Annotated in this window: 21 protein-coding genes; 17 read left to right on the forward strand and 4 right to left on the reverse strand. The window is 64.0% G+C overall.

Translation table 11 applies throughout. From position 1 onward, the window contains the following. Positions 1-9 precede the first annotated feature (9 nt). Positions 10-1,356: a TIGR03118 family protein gene (locus tag ACFV2O_RS09385; RefSeq protein WP_379251431.1), complete on the reverse strand. Its 1,347-nt coding sequence runs from the start codon at positions 1,354-1,356 to the stop codon at positions 10-12. Positions 1,357-1,472: 116 nt separating this feature from the next. Between ACFV2O_RS09385 and ACFV2O_RS09390 the strand changes: the two genes are divergently transcribed. Then, on the forward strand, positions 1,473-1,970 hold the full coding sequence (locus ACFV2O_RS09390) for a peroxynitrite isomerase (RefSeq protein ID WP_379251432.1): 498 nt from the start codon (positions 1,473-1,475) through the stop codon (positions 1,968-1,970). Here the strand turns inward: ACFV2O_RS09390 and ACFV2O_RS09395 are convergent. Together ACFV2O_RS09395 and ACFV2O_RS09400 are read right to left on the reverse strand one after the other, a co-directional pair. Beyond that, entirely contained in the window at positions 1,959-2,405 is a 447-nt protein-coding gene (locus ACFV2O_RS09395) for a DUF4254 domain-containing protein (RefSeq protein WP_379251433.1), read from the reverse strand. The genes ACFV2O_RS09390 and ACFV2O_RS09395 overlap by 12 nt on opposite strands. Next, the gene (locus ACFV2O_RS09400; protein ID WP_379251434.1) at positions 2,402-2,863 is read right to left on the reverse strand and encodes a DNA-directed RNA polymerase subunit beta; all 462 of its coding nucleotides are present in this window, start codon (positions 2,861-2,863) and stop codon (positions 2,402-2,404) included. Before ACFV2O_RS09400 ends, ACFV2O_RS09395 begins: the two co-directional genes overlap by 4 nt. 248 nt (positions 2,864-3,111) lie before the next feature. Here ACFV2O_RS09400 and ACFV2O_RS09405 point away from each other — a divergent pair, with 248 nt between their 5' ends. The 11 genes from ACFV2O_RS09405 (at position 3,112) to ACFV2O_RS09455 (ending at position 10,705) form a co-directional block, all read left to right on the forward strand. After that, entirely contained in the window at positions 3,112-3,993 is an 882-nt protein-coding gene (locus ACFV2O_RS09405; RefSeq protein ID WP_379251435.1) for a helix-turn-helix domain-containing protein, read from the forward strand. Then, positions 3,990-4,202 (forward strand): DUF397 domain-containing protein, encoded by a 213-nt coding sequence (locus ACFV2O_RS09410; protein ID WP_379251436.1) that lies wholly within the window; start codon positions 3,990-3,992, stop codon positions 4,200-4,202. The genes ACFV2O_RS09405 and ACFV2O_RS09410 overlap by 4 nt, the downstream gene beginning before the upstream one ends. A 208-nt stretch (positions 4,203-4,410) precedes the next feature. Beyond that, complete coding sequence (locus ACFV2O_RS09415) at positions 4,411-4,977, forward strand: DUF3558 domain-containing protein (protein WP_379251437.1); 567 nt, start codon at positions 4,411-4,413, stop codon at positions 4,975-4,977. Between the two features lie 41 nt (positions 4,978-5,018). After that, entirely contained in the window at positions 5,019-5,498 is a 480-nt protein-coding gene (locus ACFV2O_RS09420) for a hypothetical protein (RefSeq protein WP_379251438.1), read from the forward strand. Beyond that, complete coding sequence (locus tag ACFV2O_RS09425) at positions 5,495-6,661, forward strand: WXG100 family type VII secretion target (protein ID WP_379251439.1); 1,167 nt, start codon at positions 5,495-5,497, stop codon at positions 6,659-6,661. The genes ACFV2O_RS09420 and ACFV2O_RS09425 overlap by 4 nt, the downstream gene beginning before the upstream one ends. 97 nt (positions 6,662-6,758) lie before the next feature. Then, positions 6,759-7,535, forward strand: a complete 777-nt coding sequence (locus tag ACFV2O_RS09430; protein WP_379251440.1) for an ESX secretion-associated protein EspG — start codon at positions 6,759-6,761, stop codon at positions 7,533-7,535. Positions 7,536-7,744: 209 nt separating this feature from the next. Beyond that, positions 7,745-8,452, forward strand: coding sequence for a hypothetical protein (locus ACFV2O_RS09435; protein WP_379251441.1), 708 nt, complete (start codon positions 7,745-7,747; stop codon positions 8,450-8,452). Then, positions 8,452-8,772: a hypothetical protein gene (locus ACFV2O_RS09440; RefSeq protein WP_379251442.1), complete on the forward strand. Its 321-nt coding sequence runs from the start codon at positions 8,452-8,454 to the stop codon at positions 8,770-8,772. The genes ACFV2O_RS09435 and ACFV2O_RS09440 overlap by 1 nt, the downstream gene beginning before the upstream one ends. Then, positions 8,769-9,539, forward strand: a complete 771-nt coding sequence (locus ACFV2O_RS09445) for a hypothetical protein (protein ID WP_379251443.1) — start codon at positions 8,769-8,771, stop codon at positions 9,537-9,539. The genes ACFV2O_RS09440 and ACFV2O_RS09445 overlap by 4 nt, the downstream gene beginning before the upstream one ends. Positions 9,540-9,655: 116 nt before the next feature. Next, positions 9,656-10,090 carry a hypothetical protein gene (locus ACFV2O_RS09450; RefSeq protein WP_379251444.1) on the forward strand — a complete coding sequence of 145 codons (435 nt, stop codon included), beginning with the start codon at positions 9,656-9,658 and terminating at the stop codon, positions 10,088-10,090. Between the two features lie 273 nt (positions 10,091-10,363). After that, positions 10,364-10,705, forward strand: coding sequence for a hypothetical protein (locus ACFV2O_RS09455; protein ID WP_379251445.1), 342 nt, complete (start codon positions 10,364-10,366; stop codon positions 10,703-10,705). Between the two features lie 71 nt (positions 10,706-10,776). Here ACFV2O_RS09455 and ACFV2O_RS09460 read toward each other — a convergent pair whose 3' ends face one another. After that, positions 10,777-11,097: a hypothetical protein gene (locus ACFV2O_RS09460; protein ID WP_379251446.1), complete on the reverse strand. Its 321-nt coding sequence runs from the start codon at positions 11,095-11,097 to the stop codon at positions 10,777-10,779. Positions 11,098-11,520: 423 nt separating this feature from the next. Here ACFV2O_RS09460 and ACFV2O_RS09465 point away from each other — a divergent pair, with 423 nt between their 5' ends. The 5 genes from ACFV2O_RS09465 to ACFV2O_RS09485 form a co-directional block, all read left to right on the forward strand. Further along, a complete protein-coding gene (locus ACFV2O_RS09465; protein WP_356961338.1) occupies positions 11,521-12,258 on the forward strand; it encodes an IPT/TIG domain-containing protein in 738 nt (245 codons plus the stop codon). A gap of 800 nt (positions 12,259-13,058) precedes the next feature. After that, positions 13,059-13,280: a hypothetical protein gene (locus ACFV2O_RS09470; protein ID WP_355069956.1), complete on the forward strand. Its 222-nt coding sequence runs from the start codon at positions 13,059-13,061 to the stop codon at positions 13,278-13,280. Then, positions 13,277-13,714: a hypothetical protein gene (locus ACFV2O_RS09475; RefSeq protein WP_379251447.1), complete on the forward strand. Its 438-nt coding sequence runs from the start codon at positions 13,277-13,279 to the stop codon at positions 13,712-13,714. The genes ACFV2O_RS09470 and ACFV2O_RS09475 overlap by 4 nt, the downstream gene beginning before the upstream one ends. Further along, positions 13,711-14,016 (forward strand): hypothetical protein, encoded by a 306-nt coding sequence (locus ACFV2O_RS09480; protein WP_356961335.1) that lies wholly within the window; start codon positions 13,711-13,713, stop codon positions 14,014-14,016. Before ACFV2O_RS09475 ends, ACFV2O_RS09480 begins: the two co-directional genes overlap by 4 nt. 330 nt (positions 14,017-14,346) lie before the next feature. Beyond that, positions 14,347-15,547 (forward strand): beta strand repeat-containing protein (locus ACFV2O_RS09485; protein WP_379251448.1); only part of this gene is annotated, 1,201 nt, incomplete at its 3' end.

The raw sequence follows: 15,547 nt of genomic DNA on the forward strand, positions 1-15,547 counted from the left end.
GGAGCGCGACTACTTCAAGCGAAGCTTGCCGAACAGACCGTCCTTCTCGTCGTCCGGTCCCGCGGTGAAGTACAGCGAGTCGGCGTCACCGAGGCTCTCGCCGTTGCCGAACATCAGCGCCCACAGTCCTTCGATGGCGACCGGCTTGCCGTCGGCATCGCGCAGGTAGTCGGCGAACTTGCCGGTGGTGTCGTCGTAGGCCAGCACGTGCCCCGCGCCGCCGAAGTTGCCGACCAGCAGTTTGCCGCTGAGCGGACCGAACCCGTCCGGCGCGATCGTCACCGCCCACGGGGCGTTGAGGCGCTTGCCGTCGTCGATGATCCGCACCAGTTTGCCGCCTGCGTCGAACTCGGCGAGCTTGCCCTTGTCCGGCTTCCCGCCCTCTTTGTCCTTGTCCAGCGAGTCCTCCTCACCGGCATCGAACTTGGTCGCGTCCTTCTCGTCCGGCTGGGTGGTGGCATAGGCGACGAAGACCCGGTTGCCGATGGTCGAGACGTTGAACGGCGCGGGATCGCCGGGCTTGGCCTTCTTGCCCTTCTCCGGCGCGGCCGGGTCGATCGCGTCGCCGGTGGCGAACGGGTTGGCGAAGCCGGTGGTCGGGATCAACTGCCAGTTCTTGTCGAACGTCCGCACCTGCGGGTCGGCGCCGAAGTCCGCGGCCAGCAGCTTGTCACCGGAGGGAGCCAGCGCGATCCCGAAGAACTGCATCCCCTGCGACTGGCCGTCGAAGACCAGGTTGGCGGGGCCGTCGTGGCGCACGATCCGGCCCTCGAAGCCCAGTTCGGTCCAGGCGGAGATCTTGCCGGAGTCGGTGGCGAAGATGAACCGCGCCGAACCGTTCAGCGGCCCGCCTTCCTCCTCCACCGGCTGATCGTGGACGACGAACAGATCGGAGGTGATCGGCGCCGGGTTGAACACCACGCCGGTGGTCTTGCCCGCGCTCTTGTCCGAGGTGTCGGCGTCGGCGCCGGGGATGGTGACGATCTTCAGCGGGTCCTGGAACAGCTTGTGCACTTTGTCGTCCGAGGACTTGGTCACGTCGCCGACGAACTGGAACGACTTGCCGCCCGCGCCGACCCAGAAGTGCCCGCCCGCGCCCTTGGGGCGGTTGGCCAGCCCCCAGGCGTTCACCAGGTCGGGGAAAACGAACTGCGCCTTGTACTCCGCGTTGTTGGCCGCGAGATTGGTCTGGACGTATTTGTTGCCGTCGAGCGCGGGCACCTCGTCCGACTTCGAGTCCGAGCAGCCGGCCGCCACGACCAGCGCGACGCCAAGCGCCGACGCGCGCAGCAGACCACTTCGGGTCCGCGACCGGGGCGTACCGCCACGGCGCGACTCATTCCAGCGTCCGTTCAACTTCTTGTTTCCTTTCCGACCACACCACATTGGTGATAAGGCGAAGCTAACCTTAGCCTGCGGCAAATTAGGGAGTACCCGAACGGTTCGACAAGTACGGGTTTAGGCTGTTCGCCGTGGTCGAACCCCAGCCTGCGATTGCCCTGCACCCCGATATCGCTCCGCTCGCTCCACTGCTCGGCACGTGGCGCGGTAATGGGCAGGGTGAATACCCGACCATTCAGCCGTTCGGCTACGTCGAGGAAATCCGGTTCGGCCATCTCGGCCGCCCGTTCCTCACCTACCGGCAGAAGACCCGCGCCACCGACGACGGCAGGCCGCTGCACGCCGAGACGGGCTATCTGCGTTGCCCGCGCCCCGACCGCGTCGAATTGATCCTCGCCCATCCCACCGGCATCACGGAAATCTGCGAGGGCTCGCTCGCCGTCGAGGACGGCACGCTGCGCATGGAATTGAACTCCACCGCCCTCGGCCGCAGCAGCACGGCGAAACTCGTGACTGCCCTCGGCCGATCGCTGCACCTCTCCGGCGACACCATCGACTACACACTCCGGATGGCGGCGGTCGGCGAACCACTGCAACATCACCTGGCCGCCACTCTGCTACGGAATTGACCCCGGCCGGAAGGTGCTCGGCAACCGGCGCCGCCCACTGCTCAGCTCGCTGACCAGGTCTTCGTAAGCGACCGCTGATTCGGCCAGCCGCTCCCACGCGAACCAGAGGTCCCACTCCTGGTCGTCGGCCATGGCCGCGTGCGCGTACGCGCTGAGCCGCGCCAGGCGGTCGACCACCGAGCCGAACGATTCGGTGTGCAGATAGGCTCCGCCGCGCGCGGTGGGCAAACGAACCTCGACCCAGCGGTCGATGTCCCGAATCAGCCGTGACCGGCGCTCATCGCCGCCGCAACTACATTCCCCATCCACCCGGATGCGGCGAATATGGAGGTCAGCCAAGGTGCGCGCCCGCAGCAGCACGGGATGTCCCGGTGGCGGCACGTCTTCTCTACAGGCGCGCAGTAGTTGACTTCGCGTCGGCAGTCCTTCACTCATACCGCACCTTTCCCACCCGCGCGGGCCAGCACGCAGTTCACGATCACCATCCCGGACGGACGAAACGTATCCCGCGGCGCCACCACCCAGCGGCGGAATACGCCGTTCACGTCGGCGGGTGACGGCAGCGCGATTTCACTGCCGAACGGCACGATCGAAACGTCGATCCGGAACAACGCGGCGAACAACCGCACGTCGTCGGGCAGATCCGGCCTGCACAGGAAAGTCCATCGGCGAGAACGGATATGCGCGATCACCGGCCCGATCGCTTGGCCACGGAAAAGCATGTCGTCGCGCACGCGCTGCCCTAGCCTGTCGGGCATCGTGATTCCGCCCACCACGCCCGCCTTCACGACGATGCGGCCGATCTCCGGATGTATCCCGGCGGGCAACCCACAGGTGCGGCGGTAAAACGCGCAGCGGGACGCGGGAGTGTCCGCGAATGCCGCATGATTCATTCGCCAGCCTCGATTCACATAGTTCGGTACGCGAAATCCCGGTCGCTGGACCTGTAACCGTTGGCGCGGTTAAGGTTTCAGCACTTCTTCGATTGGGTCCGGGCGCGTTCAGTGAAGCACCGGATATCGCTGGGCGGGAATGTTCTCAGTGGTGGAATCGGGCGGAAACGGCCCAGGTTCCAAGGCCCCCCGCCACAAGGTTCCAGTTAGGTACCCGACCACTAGTTCGGCTACGAAAGGGATTAGTCGTGACTTCAACAGGTTCCACCTTGCCTCGCCGGATGCTGGGGCGTCAGCTCCGGGCGCTGCGAATCAACGCGGGCATCAGCGCGGAATACGCCCGTGACGCGATCGACGTGAGCAAGCAGACCCTGTGGCGGATCGAGACCGGGCAGTCCGTCCGGCTTCATCCGCTGGTCATCGAAGGGCTGTGCAAGCTGTACGGGGCGTCCGAGGAACGCACCGCCATCCTGCTCAACCTGGTCGAGGAGACCAAGCGCACCGGATGGTGGCATGCGTTCAACGACACCATCCTTGAAGACTTCAACCTCTTCGTGGAGCTGGAGGCGACAGCCGAGCGACTCGTCTCCTACCAAACAACCCTGCTCCCAGGCCTCCTGCAAACCGATGAGTATCGCCGCGCCCTTATCTGGGTGGACTTTCCAACGATTTCCGGACCAGAAGTCGAACGAATGATCGAGGTCTTCAGGCAACGAAAATCACGTCTGGACAGCGAATCAAACCCTTTGCGTATGGATGCCGTCATCGACGAATCCGCGCTGCGGCGGGCGGTCGGTGGCCCCTCGGTCATGGCCGATCAGCTCTGGCATCTGACACGAGTTGGTGAACAACAGAATATTTCGGTGCGAGTGGTCCCGCTCGCAGCGGAGACATACGTAGGGCTCGGCGTCGGCCCGTTCGCGATGCTCGAGTTCCCCAAACACCCCACAGCCCATCTCACCGAACCACCGGTTGTCTACGTGCAGGGCTTCACGGGCAACCTGTATCTTGAGAAGCCCGAGGAGATCCGGCAACACCGCCAGGCGTACGCCGATATCCAGCGATCGGCACTGGATCAAGAGCGAAGCCGAGCCCTCATCCGCAAGATCGCCAAGGAGTACGCCGAGTGAACGACGGCCTTTCTGAAGCCACCTGGTTCAAGAGCAGCTACAGCAGTGCGTCAAGGGACTGCGTCGAAGTCGCGTTCCTGAGCGAAGGCTCGGTGGGTGTACGCGACTCGAAGAATCCCACCGGCACGGCTCTGGTGTTCGCTCCGCGCGAGTGGGACTCGTTCACCGCCTGCGTAGCCAACGGAGAAGTCGGCCGTTACCAACCCTGACGGAGCCGTTTGCCCACGTCCCTGGACCTCCCAGTCGGGGGTCCAGGGTGCTCGATCCAACCGGAGATTCCGGGACGCGCGATGCATGTCGGCGCGCTTGCGCCCTAGGGAAATCTCCCGGTAGCGTCAACATTCACTGCAGGGGGCGGAGGAGCTGGTCCGGCCCTGGAGGGGCCAGGAACCACACACCGGTGCACGAGGGGAACCAATGACTTCAGGGCGGAAATCTCGGCGACTGACCATCCTCGCTCTCGGTGCCACACTCGTTCTTCCAGGCTGCGATTCCTCAACCGATCATGCCGCGCCAACGGTAGCCACGTCCACCAGCCCCAGCATCGCCCCTGACGTACCCACCGGCTACGACCCGTGCACCGACATCCCACAAAGCGTGCTGGATTCAGAGAGCCTGCGCAGTAAGGACAAGCAGGACTCGAACGCGTCCGGCGGGGTCAAGTGGCGTGGTTGCGCTTGGCTCCAGACTGACGGCTACGCCCCGGTCATCACTACGACAAACATCACTGTGGACATGGTGCGGGACAAGAAGTTCGCAGATACGCGCGAGTACACGATCAACGGTCGCCGCGCGATCTCGACACGACAGGTCGATGAGCACCCCGATGCAGTGTGCACGATCAACGTGGAGATGAAGGGCGGAAGCCTCGAAATTTTCCTCAGCAATCCGCCGTCGCGCAAAAATACGGGGAACCTGGATACTTGCGCACTGGCACGGACCCTCGCCGAGAAGGTAGTGCCAACAATGCCTGCCACGTCCTGAAACTCGCTGAAGCGATCGAACTCACCGGGAGGGAGTAACACATGGGTGACGACAGCGCGCAGCCGCCTCGGCCGATGGCGAACATTTTGAGCGCGGCCAAAGAGGGCCAGCTAGAGATGCGGATGTCCGCAGAGGACTTCATCTACATCGACCGCGATTGCGAGTACTTCAAGAGCGCCATTCAGAAGATCCAGCGGTCCATGGATTTTGTTTCAAAACAGTCTCACTGGGGCTTGGGCGAGGGCGACGGCGACATGGTCTCGGCACAAACCTTGGTCGATAGATTCAAAAAGAAGGCCCGCGGCGCGGAAGACAACAACAACGTCTATCAGATCATGGAAGATCACTATCGGATCGTCGAGGACATCCAAGAGGTGCATCGGCTCGCCCGTGATCGAATCATGCAGGTAGACAGCGACTTTGCCGCAGATTTCAACCGGTTGAACACCACCCTGCCTGAGCGCCCGCCCGTCGGTGTCCAGTTCTCACCGCCCAGGCTCCCGAATGGAACGGACAAATGAGCGGCTACGAGAACAAGCGCATCCCGAACGGTGGTGAGCACCCCGACAGCTGGGAACACTCCCGCATCACCGACACGTTCAAGCCGCTCGACCCCACCGATACGTTCACCCAAGCTGACACGTACTGGCAAGCTCGCAACGAGTGGGAGCGAGGAGTTGAGACTTTCGCGCGCTCCATCCAGACTTCCATTGCGCAAGCCTGGTCCGGCCCCGCAGCGGAGCAGTCCAAGAGCTCCATCGCCAAATACACCAGCGACGCGCAGAATCTGACGACATCCCTCGAGGAGCTGTACTACCGGGTTCGCGACGCCGCCACCGCGATCACCGATACGAAGAAGGCCATCCCCGATCTCGTCAATATCCCGTTCGAGGATCGCATTTTCAATCCGAGGCGCTGGAACCTGTCGAGCGAACGCTTCCTGGCCGAACAATCCGCGCGCGTCGCGATGCAGGAATACTACGTACAACCGTTCAGCGAGATGGACGGCAAGATTCCGGTGCTGCCCACTCCGGTCGGCCCGACCGCGTCGGTGGACATCCCAGCGCCCCCTCCAGGCGGATACCACAGCGACGATAGCGGCGGCCCCTCGTCGAACGACTCCGGCAACGGTCCTACCAGCACCGATTCCGGTACTCCCGGCGACAAGGACGGCGACGGCAAGCCCGAGACGACGAGCGCCGAAGAACAGCAGCAGTCCACCGACGAGTCGACCCAGAACCAGCAATCCTCCGACACGACGGCGTCCGATACCACGACCAAGCCCGCAGGCGTGGACCCCACGTCGACGACTCCCGCCTCCACCACGGACCCGACGAAGACCACGTCGACGGGCACCCCGACCCCGCACAGCCCGGGCACACCGGGCAGCCCCGGCACGCCCGGCACAACGAACCAGCCGCAACCGGGACGCAGCATCGCGGGCGCACCGGGAACGCCGAACACATCAATGAATCCGGCAGCCGCGGCGCGGACCACCTCCGGACTGCGAGGCACGAGCGGAACGTCGGGCATGATGCCGCACGGCTCTCGCGGCAGCGGCAAGGACGATGAATCCGAGCACAAGACACCGGACTACCTGATCACCCAGGAGAACACCGACGAGCTGCTCGGCGAGCCCCCGAGAACGCTGCCCGGCGGCGTCATCGGTGGCACCCCCGATTGACTGCCCGCACACTTCTCGACTCGGCGCACGCCCGCATCCACAGGTAGCGGGCGTGCGTGGATAGTGGCCGCTCCGACGCGGCCGGATTGGACCTCACATGGCTGAATGGACCTGGGAACCGGACGATTTCGCCGCTCTCTGGTACGGCGACGCGCACGATCGCATCCCCAGCCCACTGCGCTACACCAGCCGTTTCGCCTTCCGCGACGACTTCGCCGCCCACCGCACCGCCGTATGGCAGCGCTACTCCGCGGACGAACTAGACGAGATCGCCGCGGCCTTCCGCACCCTCGGCGACTCCGATCTCCGGATCGAAATCCTCGGCGGCACCTGCAAGCACAAGAACAGCACCGGCCCCGACGACATCCGCGAGTACCGGATCCTCGGCGCCCGCGACAGCTACCGCGCCGTCATCCTCAGCCAAGCGGGCAACCAACACGAACACGGCCCCATCCGCGCCCGCATGTTCCCCGCCGAACAACTCCCGGCACGCCTCGTGAACGCCATCCCCGCCTGCGCCCCCGGATCAGAGAAACCCGCCACCTTCCACCCCGACGACCTGATTCCCCGCCGCGACACCTACCTCCAGGACAACGCCCGCAACACCCCCCGCGAGCAATACCAGCGCCTCCTCGGCCGCCCCGTCGACGGCGGCGGCACCGCCGTCCTCATCACCGCCCCCTTGCACACCCACACCAAACCCACCAAAGTCCTCCAGTGGCACGACATCTCCACCGACGGCCGCTACACCGAACACCGCACCGACCACATCACCGTCCGCCCCACCACCCCCACCGACCTGACCACCCACTTCACAACCTGGATCGACCAAGCCCTCCAACGCCTCGCCGCCACCCGCCCCGAAAGTTGGTAGATACGTGGACAACTCGTTGCGCAGCCGCTTGCCGACGGCCCGGCACGCCCGGTAGTGTCGGGAACCCAATGGGGAGTTCATCGGCCTGTATGAATATGTAGACAGGCTACCGAGAGGGGAGTTTTGGCGAGCATGAATATCGCACCGGTAGAGTTCGCTGGACGGCGACTTTCCGAGTATCAGGCACTGTCGGTTTCGAAAGCGGACAAGTGACGGCACACACCCCGCCTCCGTGGGATGACCCGAGTTATTGGGATGACGAGCCCGACGACGACAGTCGGCGGCAGGATGAATCGGCAGCCGTAGATCGGGGTGGCAACACGGCCGGTATCGAGCACGACACGTTCACTCTGCCGCAGAAGTCCGCGCTGGTATCAGTGAAAATAGCTGAAGACTGCCTGCCCACGGAAGTGAAACTCAGTCGCAACTGGAAGGACAACTGGGAGCCGTCGCGCTACGCGGAGAGCATAATGACCGCATACAAATACGCCCTCTATGAACGGCAAATTCGTTATGCCGAGTCCGGCTCGATCCCGAAATCGGGGATGCCATCCCTGCACGATATCGCCCCTGCACTTCTGCGAACGCGAGATACTCATGAATACCAAGAGACCTTCGCACGTCTGATAGGTCCCGTCACGTACGAAGCGCACGGCTCCGGATTGACCGAATCCGATAAGCCCGCTCTCACCGTGACTGCGAATGAAAGAAGGATTATCGCTATCCGACTCGATCCGCGATGGGCGCAGTCTGCCGAACCCTTCACGATCGCCCACGATATCGTGGCATGCGCCGATCAGATCCGCGCGATGAAGCCGGTTTTCGTCAGAGATCCTCACCTCGATCAAGAATCTGAGGCGGATATTTCCAAGCGCCTTGCCCAGCACATTCGACAACTCACCGAGAACGAGATCTGATGGCAGACAATCTATCCGTAGAACTGGATCTACTCGATCGAGCATCGAAAGCCTGGACCGACACCGTGGATCAGGCACTCTACAATGCTGCAGACCAAATAGAGCCACTGAAATTTTCGAGGATTCAGTTCGGCATCTTCCAAGTCCCCTGGGATCAGTACACCCAGACCGCCGCGTATATCCAGAATCGCCTTCGTGAAGGGGGCGCCGAGGCCACCGAAATGGGTGTCGCACTACATAGAGCGGCGGCCACTTACAGAAGCCAGGACGAAGCGAGTGAAGGCGATCTCAAAAAATTGGATGTGGACTTCAGCATATGACCGAAACGCTCAAGAAGGAAGACCTGGACAAATCAATCGGCGACTTCAAGAAAGCGCGGAACGATTGGAACAATTTGCCGGACAAATTGAACGACGCGGTGGATGGCCTGAAATGGAAGGCGCCGCCACTCTATGCGCTGGTGACTTCAAAGCGGGACGACGCACAGGTAGAACTCAAGAAGGTGATGGATAAATTCGTCGAGATCGGCGAGGGAATTGCCGCACCGTATCTGTTCATTCAGTACGCGGCCGACTGGCAAGCTGTAGGTGGTACGGTTCGAGGTGCGGAAAACGCCCAATCGAACTCTACCGTCAGCCTGGACGGGCATTGGACCGGAGCCGCAAAGGATCGGTACAGCGCGTCCCGTACGAGCCAGCAACAGGCGATGACCACCACAGCAGAACTGTGCGACAAAGTGCACGATCAGCTGATCTCCTTAGCCAGAAGCGGACATGCGCTCTACACTGAGATCGTCAAAGCCATTGTCGGATTTTACGCCAAAATAGTTGAGTTGATCGTCGACATCGCCGAGGTAGTCGGAGCACTGGAGGCCGCTGGCGTTGTAGGACAACTGGCCGGACAAGCCTTCACCGCGATGGCCGATATCTTCACCGCTGCCGTGGGTAATCTGCAAGAGCAGGGGATCGCGGCGAACGAACTCAAGAATCTCCGGAACAACCCGCGCGGGCTGCCGAACAACACGTGGCCGAGCTCCGTTTCCACCACTTTCGACGACCCAAAGCTATGGGAGCTGGCAGTCAAATGATCTCGCTACGTCGCACCACCCGGCGATTTGCGCGGTACGCTTCAGCCCTTGCAGCGATAGCCGTAGCATGCACGGGCGTCGGCTGCGGATCGACGCCCGACACGGACATCAGCTCGATGACGACGAGCACGGTGTCATCGTCGACGACCACCGCGAAGATAGCCAGTTGCTTTCCGACGCAGAAGATCGAAGAACCCGATCTAGCGAAATTCGCCGCCGATCTTCGGCTTCCACCCGAGGTCAACCTGTTCGATGTGAACTTCGGCATCGCCGCGGACGAGCGGGGCAGGGATATCGTCTTCGTCCATCTCTGCGTACCGGCGTCTACGAATCCTGATGGTCTTCGGGCGGTAGCGACCACCGTCGCCCACGCTTTGAAGAAGAGCGAACTGGGGGCGCGTACAGGCACCTTGTACATCGCCGACACTGGCGCCGCGAAGATAAAGTACCGGTCATATCTGGCGGACCACGACTTCCAAGCGCATCGATGGGATGGCACTCCTTCTCCGGAGGCCGAACTCGCGATGTGGGAGATCTACGACGTGCCATGAGGTTTGATTGGATTCCGTCGGTTGGTGACCGGTTGGTGGACAACATCGCAGCCCGCAGCGGTGGACTGCGGGCTCCACGGGGCCGGGAGGCGCGGCCGAAGCTGTCGGTGGTGAGGCAAGTTCCGACGGAAGAGGGAGGGGATTCCAATGGGGTATCCGTATGGCGGCGTCGGCCGCGAGCTGCCGCCGCCGGGGTTCGGCCGTCCTGAACCACCCCCGCCCAGCGGTGCCACCGCGATCTTCGCGGCTGCGATAACACTGAGCATTGGGTTGATGTGCGCTGTCGGAACCTTCTCTGGGGCCACATTCGCATACGACAACCGGAAGTACTGGTCGGGCGAAATGGCCCTGACCCTCGGGTTGGTCGGGGGCGCGGCCATCCTCTATGTACTCGGAGCGGTCCTGCTGATCTTTCGCACCACAGTCGGTAGGGTGCTGGTGATCATCGATTCCGTGCTCGGAGTGATCTACGTCGTCGCCATGGTCGACCACACGGGGAAATCGGCTTTGCTCATCCTTGCGACGCCCGTGCTGATCGCTCTCGTCCTTGCCGCGATGAAGCCGACCGGACGCTGGATCGCCGCCAAACGGACCGTCCACAACCGGAGGATGTAGGGCCGGACGGCTGTGGGTTCTCCGGCCGACCATGGTCGCCGAACAGCGCAGCCGGATCGGCGAAGTGAGGTTCAGCCCTGCTGATGCGGGGCTCGACGCCGCAGCATCGCGTGGTGGATGTAGTACTTGTCGACCTGGCGGGTGAAGACGCTCACCAGTTCCCAGCCGAAGTACACGTCCAGCCATTCGATGCAGGCGGTCAGAGTCGACAGGGTTCCGTTGTGGTCGGGCTTGGTCAGGCCCATGTCCCATGCCAGAGTCCGTCGAGGCTGTGCGCAGATGACCAGGTATCTGCGTCGGTAGGTGCTCATGTCGACGGTTCCGTCCAGGATGGCCTTGACGTCGAGGACCCGCCCGGGACCGGCTGGGAGCAGTGGAGGCCGACCGTTCATGCTCCGGTTCCTGCCTGCGCGGATCGACGGGAAGGACAAACCAGCGTGCCGGTGGGAGCCCAGCCGAGTCCGGCTCTACTGTCCCACATAACGATTCCGGCACCGCTCCGCTCGGTCAACGTATCCCCCTCCGACGCAACGCGCTCGACAGCGCGGTTGAGGTCCACGATAGCGGGCTCGAAACAGGTGCTGTCGGAGACCGGTGGCGCCCCCGGCGCCTCGGAACTGTCGCTGTGTCCACTAGGACTCCGCTGAGCGACGTCTGACCAACGCCGATTCAAAACGGACAAAAACGGAGTGGCTGACTTATTGCCGAGGTAGCGGCGGTGGGCGCTAATGGAAAGAGCCGGGCCACTGAGTGAGTCGGGGCGCCCTCCCCCCGGCGTAGAGAAAACAATCTCCACGAAACCAGGAGGCATCGCCGTGCCCACAATCACTTCGATCACACCCACCTCGGGCCCCACCACGGGAGGCACCAGCGTCACGATCGCGGGCACCGGGTTCACCGGTCCGCTGACCGTGCGGTTCGGCTCCACCGCAACGACTTTTACCATCGACTCCGCCATACAGATCACGGCCGTCGCTCCCGCGGGGTCGGCCGGTGCGGTACAGGTGACGGTCAGCGATTCGGGCGGGACCAGTAACGGGGCCACCTACACCTATCTCGCCGTCCCGGCTTTGACCTCCATCGCCCCCGGCCAGGGGTCAACCGCCGGCGGGACGTCGGTCACGCTCACCGGGTCCGGACTGACCGGTGCCACCGCCGTCACTTTCGGCACCACACCGGCGACTTCGTTCACCGTCGACTCGGATACGCAGATCACGGCCGTCGCCCCGGCGGGCACGGGCATCGTGTCGGTCACCGTCACCGCTCCGGGCGGCACCAGCAACGGGGTCACCTTCATCTATGTCGTGGTGCCCACCATCACGGCGGTCTCCCCTGCTTCGGGTCCCGCATCGGGCGGCAACAACGTCACGATCTCCGGCACCGGGTTCACCGGCCCGCTGACCGTCCGGTTCGGCAGTACCGCCACGACCTTCACCGTCGACTCCGCGTTGCAGATCACCGCCATCGCTCCCGGAGGTGCGACCGGATCCGTGCAGGTCACCGTCACCGGTTCGGGTGGCACCAGCAACGGCGTCACCTACACCTACGTCTGATCGAGACAGCCCACGGGCCGTCGCCGGGAATCCGGCGGCGGCCCGATCGCGTTGAGCGCCTGACTCACCGCGAGCTTCTCGCAGTCCCTCTCGAGCAGACCGTCCCGCAACAGCAGGATCCTTCCTTCACACCGGCGACCGACAGCGGCCACGTGCCCGGAAGCCCACGCGCCGTGGAACGGCTCGGCACCGATAGTGACTGCGCGCGACGGGATTCCGTTCTGAGGAGGGACAGTCGGCAGCAAAGGCGACAGTCCCGGCCTGCCATGTCGGCGAGAACAACTCCGGGGCAAGGCCCGACGATCCGTTCCCGGCGCGGTACCCGGCGCTGGTCAACACGTGGCAACAATCTGGAAAACGGACAAAAACGGATCATCCTGCACGTTGCCGACGCGCTGTTCCTGGGGCATAACGGAGTTAACCGATCCAACACCAGCTTCGGGCACCCCCGCTTTGGAGGAACCAGCAAACAGAGAGGCAGCGCCATGCCTACATTCCTCTCCCCGTCTTCGGGACGGCACGCGCGGGCTTCTCGTGTCACGGTGGCGACCGGCATTCGAGTGGACAGCACCGCGGTGGTGCGGGCGACAGCATCGCATCACGAACCGTCATCCACCGCACACGGGTTCAACTAGATCCCGCTCGGGGCGGATTCCACGACACCGACACGGTCCGAACTCGCGACCGTGTCCCAATGGACCCCGACACCTGGGGTGCGGCGCACAGTTCCCCAGTCATCGGGCTTCGAGACCGGCCGGCGGCACCGTCGATGCCGCAGCAAGAAAGAAAGGAAAGAACCGATGAACAAAGTAATCACGTTCCTGCACAGTGAGCCCGTCCGCGCATTGTTGTACCCACTGCTGGTCGCGCTGATCGGGTACGGAGTCGCCAAGGGCGTTGTCTCGTCCGACCTCTCCGGATTCGTCCTCGCCATCATCGCGGCGGCGCTGGGCCTGCCCGCGGTCGAGTCGGCACGCCACCGGGTCAGCCCGGCGCCACCGGACAGCGGTGAACCAGCATGAAAGCGACCAAGGAGAAGACCCGCCACGACCCCTTCGAGGTGGTGCTGTGCGCTGTCTTCGGCGTCTCGATGCTCTTGCAGTGCGTCTACGGGCCGCCACCTGATTCGGCGACAGCGGCCATGCCGTCGGGGCTCCGCACGCTGTGGCTGGTTCTCATGCTGATCGGCTGCGCCACGACGCTGGTCGGTCTGTTCGCCCGGCATGTCTGGGGGTATCTGATCGAGCAGGTCGGTCTCGGGGCGCTCGGCTGGTCGCTGGTGGCCTTCGGTGCGCAGCTGCTGCTGTTGCAGCTCGAGAACCGAAGCCTCGGCGCGGCCACGTTTCTCGGCGGTCCGCTGCCGATCGCGCTGGGCGTCGCGTTCCTGTGGAAGCGCCGCCAGGTGCTGCAAGACGTGCGGACGTTGCACGCGGTGAAGGTGAGGGAGGCGTCATGAACCTGGTACAGCAGTCGCCGCTCTTCGCCGCGCTGGTGCTCATCGCCAGCTCATCGGCGCTCTCGGCGGCGGTGACGGCGTGGTTCAAGCGCGGCGACGTCGACGCCAACATGACCAAGACGAAGGCCGACGCGGCGAAAGTCCTCAGCGACCTGGCCATTTCGCAGACGCAGCAGATGTCCGAGCAGATGGGCGAGTTCCGCATGGCGCTGCGGGCACACCGGGAGTGGGATCGGAAGATGGTGACGCGGGTGCGGCAGGCGGGCATCGAATTCGACGATCCGCCCGAACTGTTCCTGTGACGCGGACAGGAGCTCGACGAGCGGGACACCGCGAGGCCATTTTCCAGTGGTCGCCGAATGTTCGCGGCTCTCCGTGCTCCGGCCACCCGCTTCGCGTCGGCAAACAATCGGCGGCGTCGCGACGCCGCCGAAAACATCGCTGCCGCAACGCGTGCCAAGTAGTTCACTTCGCAAACAGACACGCCGGCACCTATCCGAAAACGGACCAAAACGGATTCCAGACATGTTGCCAGCCCCCGTATCTCGGAGTGAGATGGAAACCAGCCGGGCCATGGAATGTCGGCGCCCCCGGTGACAGAGGAACAATCACCACGGCAACAAGGAGGCGTCATGCCTACCATCACCTCTCTGTCCCCGACATCGGGACCGACCACGGGTGGTACGAGCGTCACGATCACGGGCACCGGATTCGGCGGTCCCACCACCGTACGATTCGGCAGTACCGCAACCACGTTCACGCTCGATTCCGCCACCCAGATCACTGCGGTCGCCCCCGCCGGATCGGTCGGCACCGTGCAGGTCACCGTCACCAACTCGGGCGGGACCAGCAACGGGCTCCCCTACACCTATGTCGCCGTTCCCGCGTTGAACAGCATCACTCCCAATCAGGGGTCGACCGCGGGCGGAACGACCGTCACTCTGAACGGATCCGGCTTCACCGGCGCCACCGCGGTCACGTTCGGCAGCACACCGGCTACGTCCTTCACGGTCGTCTCCGACACGCAGATCACGGCCGTCACCCCGGCCGGAACGGGGATCGTCCCGGTCACCGTGACCGGTCCCGGCGGCACCAGCGGCGCGGTCCCCTATACCTATGTCGTGGTCCCCACGATCACGTCCATCTCGCCGACTTCCGGTCCCACCGCGGGCGGTAACAGCGTCATCATCACCGGTACCGGGTTCACCGGCCCGCTGACGGTGCGATTCGGCAGCACCGCGACGCTTTTCACGATCAACTCCCCGACTCAGATCACGGCCGTCGCACCCGCCGGGAGCGGAACCGTGCAAGTCACCGTCACCGGATCGGGTGGAACCAGCAACGGCGTCGCCTACACCTACGCGGCGGTGCCCACGCTGACGAGCATCGCCCCCAGCACCGGGCCGGTGACCGGCGGGACGACGGTGGTTCTCACCGGAACCAACCTGACCGGAGCCACAGCGGTCACCTTCGGTGCCACACCGGCGACCTCGTTCACGGTCAACTCCGCCACCCAGATCACCGCCGTCGCACCGGCCGGAACCGGAACGGTATCGGTCAAGGTCACCACACCGGGTGGAATCAGTAACGGCGTCGCCTACACCTACGTCGCGGTGCCCACCCTCACCACGGTGGTCCCGAACACTGGACCGGCCGCGGGCGGAACAACGGTGATTCTCACCGGAACCAACCTGACCGGAGCCACAGCGGTCACCTTCGGTGCCACACCGGCGACCTCGTTCACCGTCAACTCCGCCACCCAGATCACCGCCGTCGCACCCGCCGGAACCGGAACCGTATCGGTCACCGTCACCACACCGGGCGGAACCAGCA

This window comes from Nocardia sp. NPDC059691, assembly GCF_042733915.1.
Classification (GTDB): domain Bacteria; phylum Actinomycetota; class Actinomycetes; order Mycobacteriales; family Mycobacteriaceae; genus Nocardia; species Nocardia sichangensis.

What these genes read in the sequence shown, in the direction of transcription:
- ACFV2O_RS09395 (WP_379251433.1), bottom strand. Translation starts at nt 2,405, where the DNA reads ATGAGTGAAGGACTGCCGACGCGAAGTCAACTACTGCGCGCCTGTAGA.
- ACFV2O_RS09400 (WP_379251434.1), bottom strand. Translation starts at nt 2,863, where the DNA reads ATGAATCATGCGGCATTCGCGGACACTCCCGCGTCCCGCTGCGCGTTT.
- ACFV2O_RS09415 (WP_379251437.1), top strand. Translation starts at nt 4,411, where the DNA reads ATGACTTCAGGGCGGAAATCTCGGCGACTGACCATCCTCGCTCTCGGT.
- ACFV2O_RS09420 (WP_379251438.1), top strand. Translation starts at nt 5,019, where the DNA reads ATGGGTGACGACAGCGCGCAGCCGCCTCGGCCGATGGCGAACATTTTG.
- ACFV2O_RS09425 (WP_379251439.1), top strand. Translation starts at nt 5,495, where the DNA reads ATGAGCGGCTACGAGAACAAGCGCATCCCGAACGGTGGTGAGCACCCC.
- ACFV2O_RS09430 (WP_379251440.1), top strand. Translation starts at nt 6,759, where the DNA reads ATGGCTGAATGGACCTGGGAACCGGACGATTTCGCCGCTCTCTGGTAC.
- ACFV2O_RS09440 (WP_379251442.1), top strand. Translation starts at nt 8,452, where the DNA reads ATGGCAGACAATCTATCCGTAGAACTGGATCTACTCGATCGAGCATCG.
- ACFV2O_RS09445 (WP_379251443.1), top strand. Translation starts at nt 8,769, where the DNA reads ATGACCGAAACGCTCAAGAAGGAAGACCTGGACAAATCAATCGGCGAC.
- ACFV2O_RS09450 (WP_379251444.1), top strand. Translation starts at nt 9,656, where the DNA reads ATGACGACGAGCACGGTGTCATCGTCGACGACCACCGCGAAGATAGCC.
- ACFV2O_RS09455 (WP_379251445.1), top strand. Translation starts at nt 10,364, where the DNA reads ATGTGCGCTGTCGGAACCTTCTCTGGGGCCACATTCGCATACGACAAC.
- ACFV2O_RS09460 (WP_379251446.1), bottom strand. Translation starts at nt 11,097, where the DNA reads ATGAACGGTCGGCCTCCACTGCTCCCAGCCGGTCCCGGGCGGGTCCTC.
- ACFV2O_RS09470 (WP_355069956.1), top strand. Translation starts at nt 13,059, where the DNA reads ATGAACAAAGTAATCACGTTCCTGCACAGTGAGCCCGTCCGCGCATTG.
- ACFV2O_RS09475 (WP_379251447.1), top strand. Translation starts at nt 13,277, where the DNA reads ATGAAAGCGACCAAGGAGAAGACCCGCCACGACCCCTTCGAGGTGGTG.
- ACFV2O_RS09480 (WP_356961335.1), top strand. Translation starts at nt 13,711, where the DNA reads ATGAACCTGGTACAGCAGTCGCCGCTCTTCGCCGCGCTGGTGCTCATC.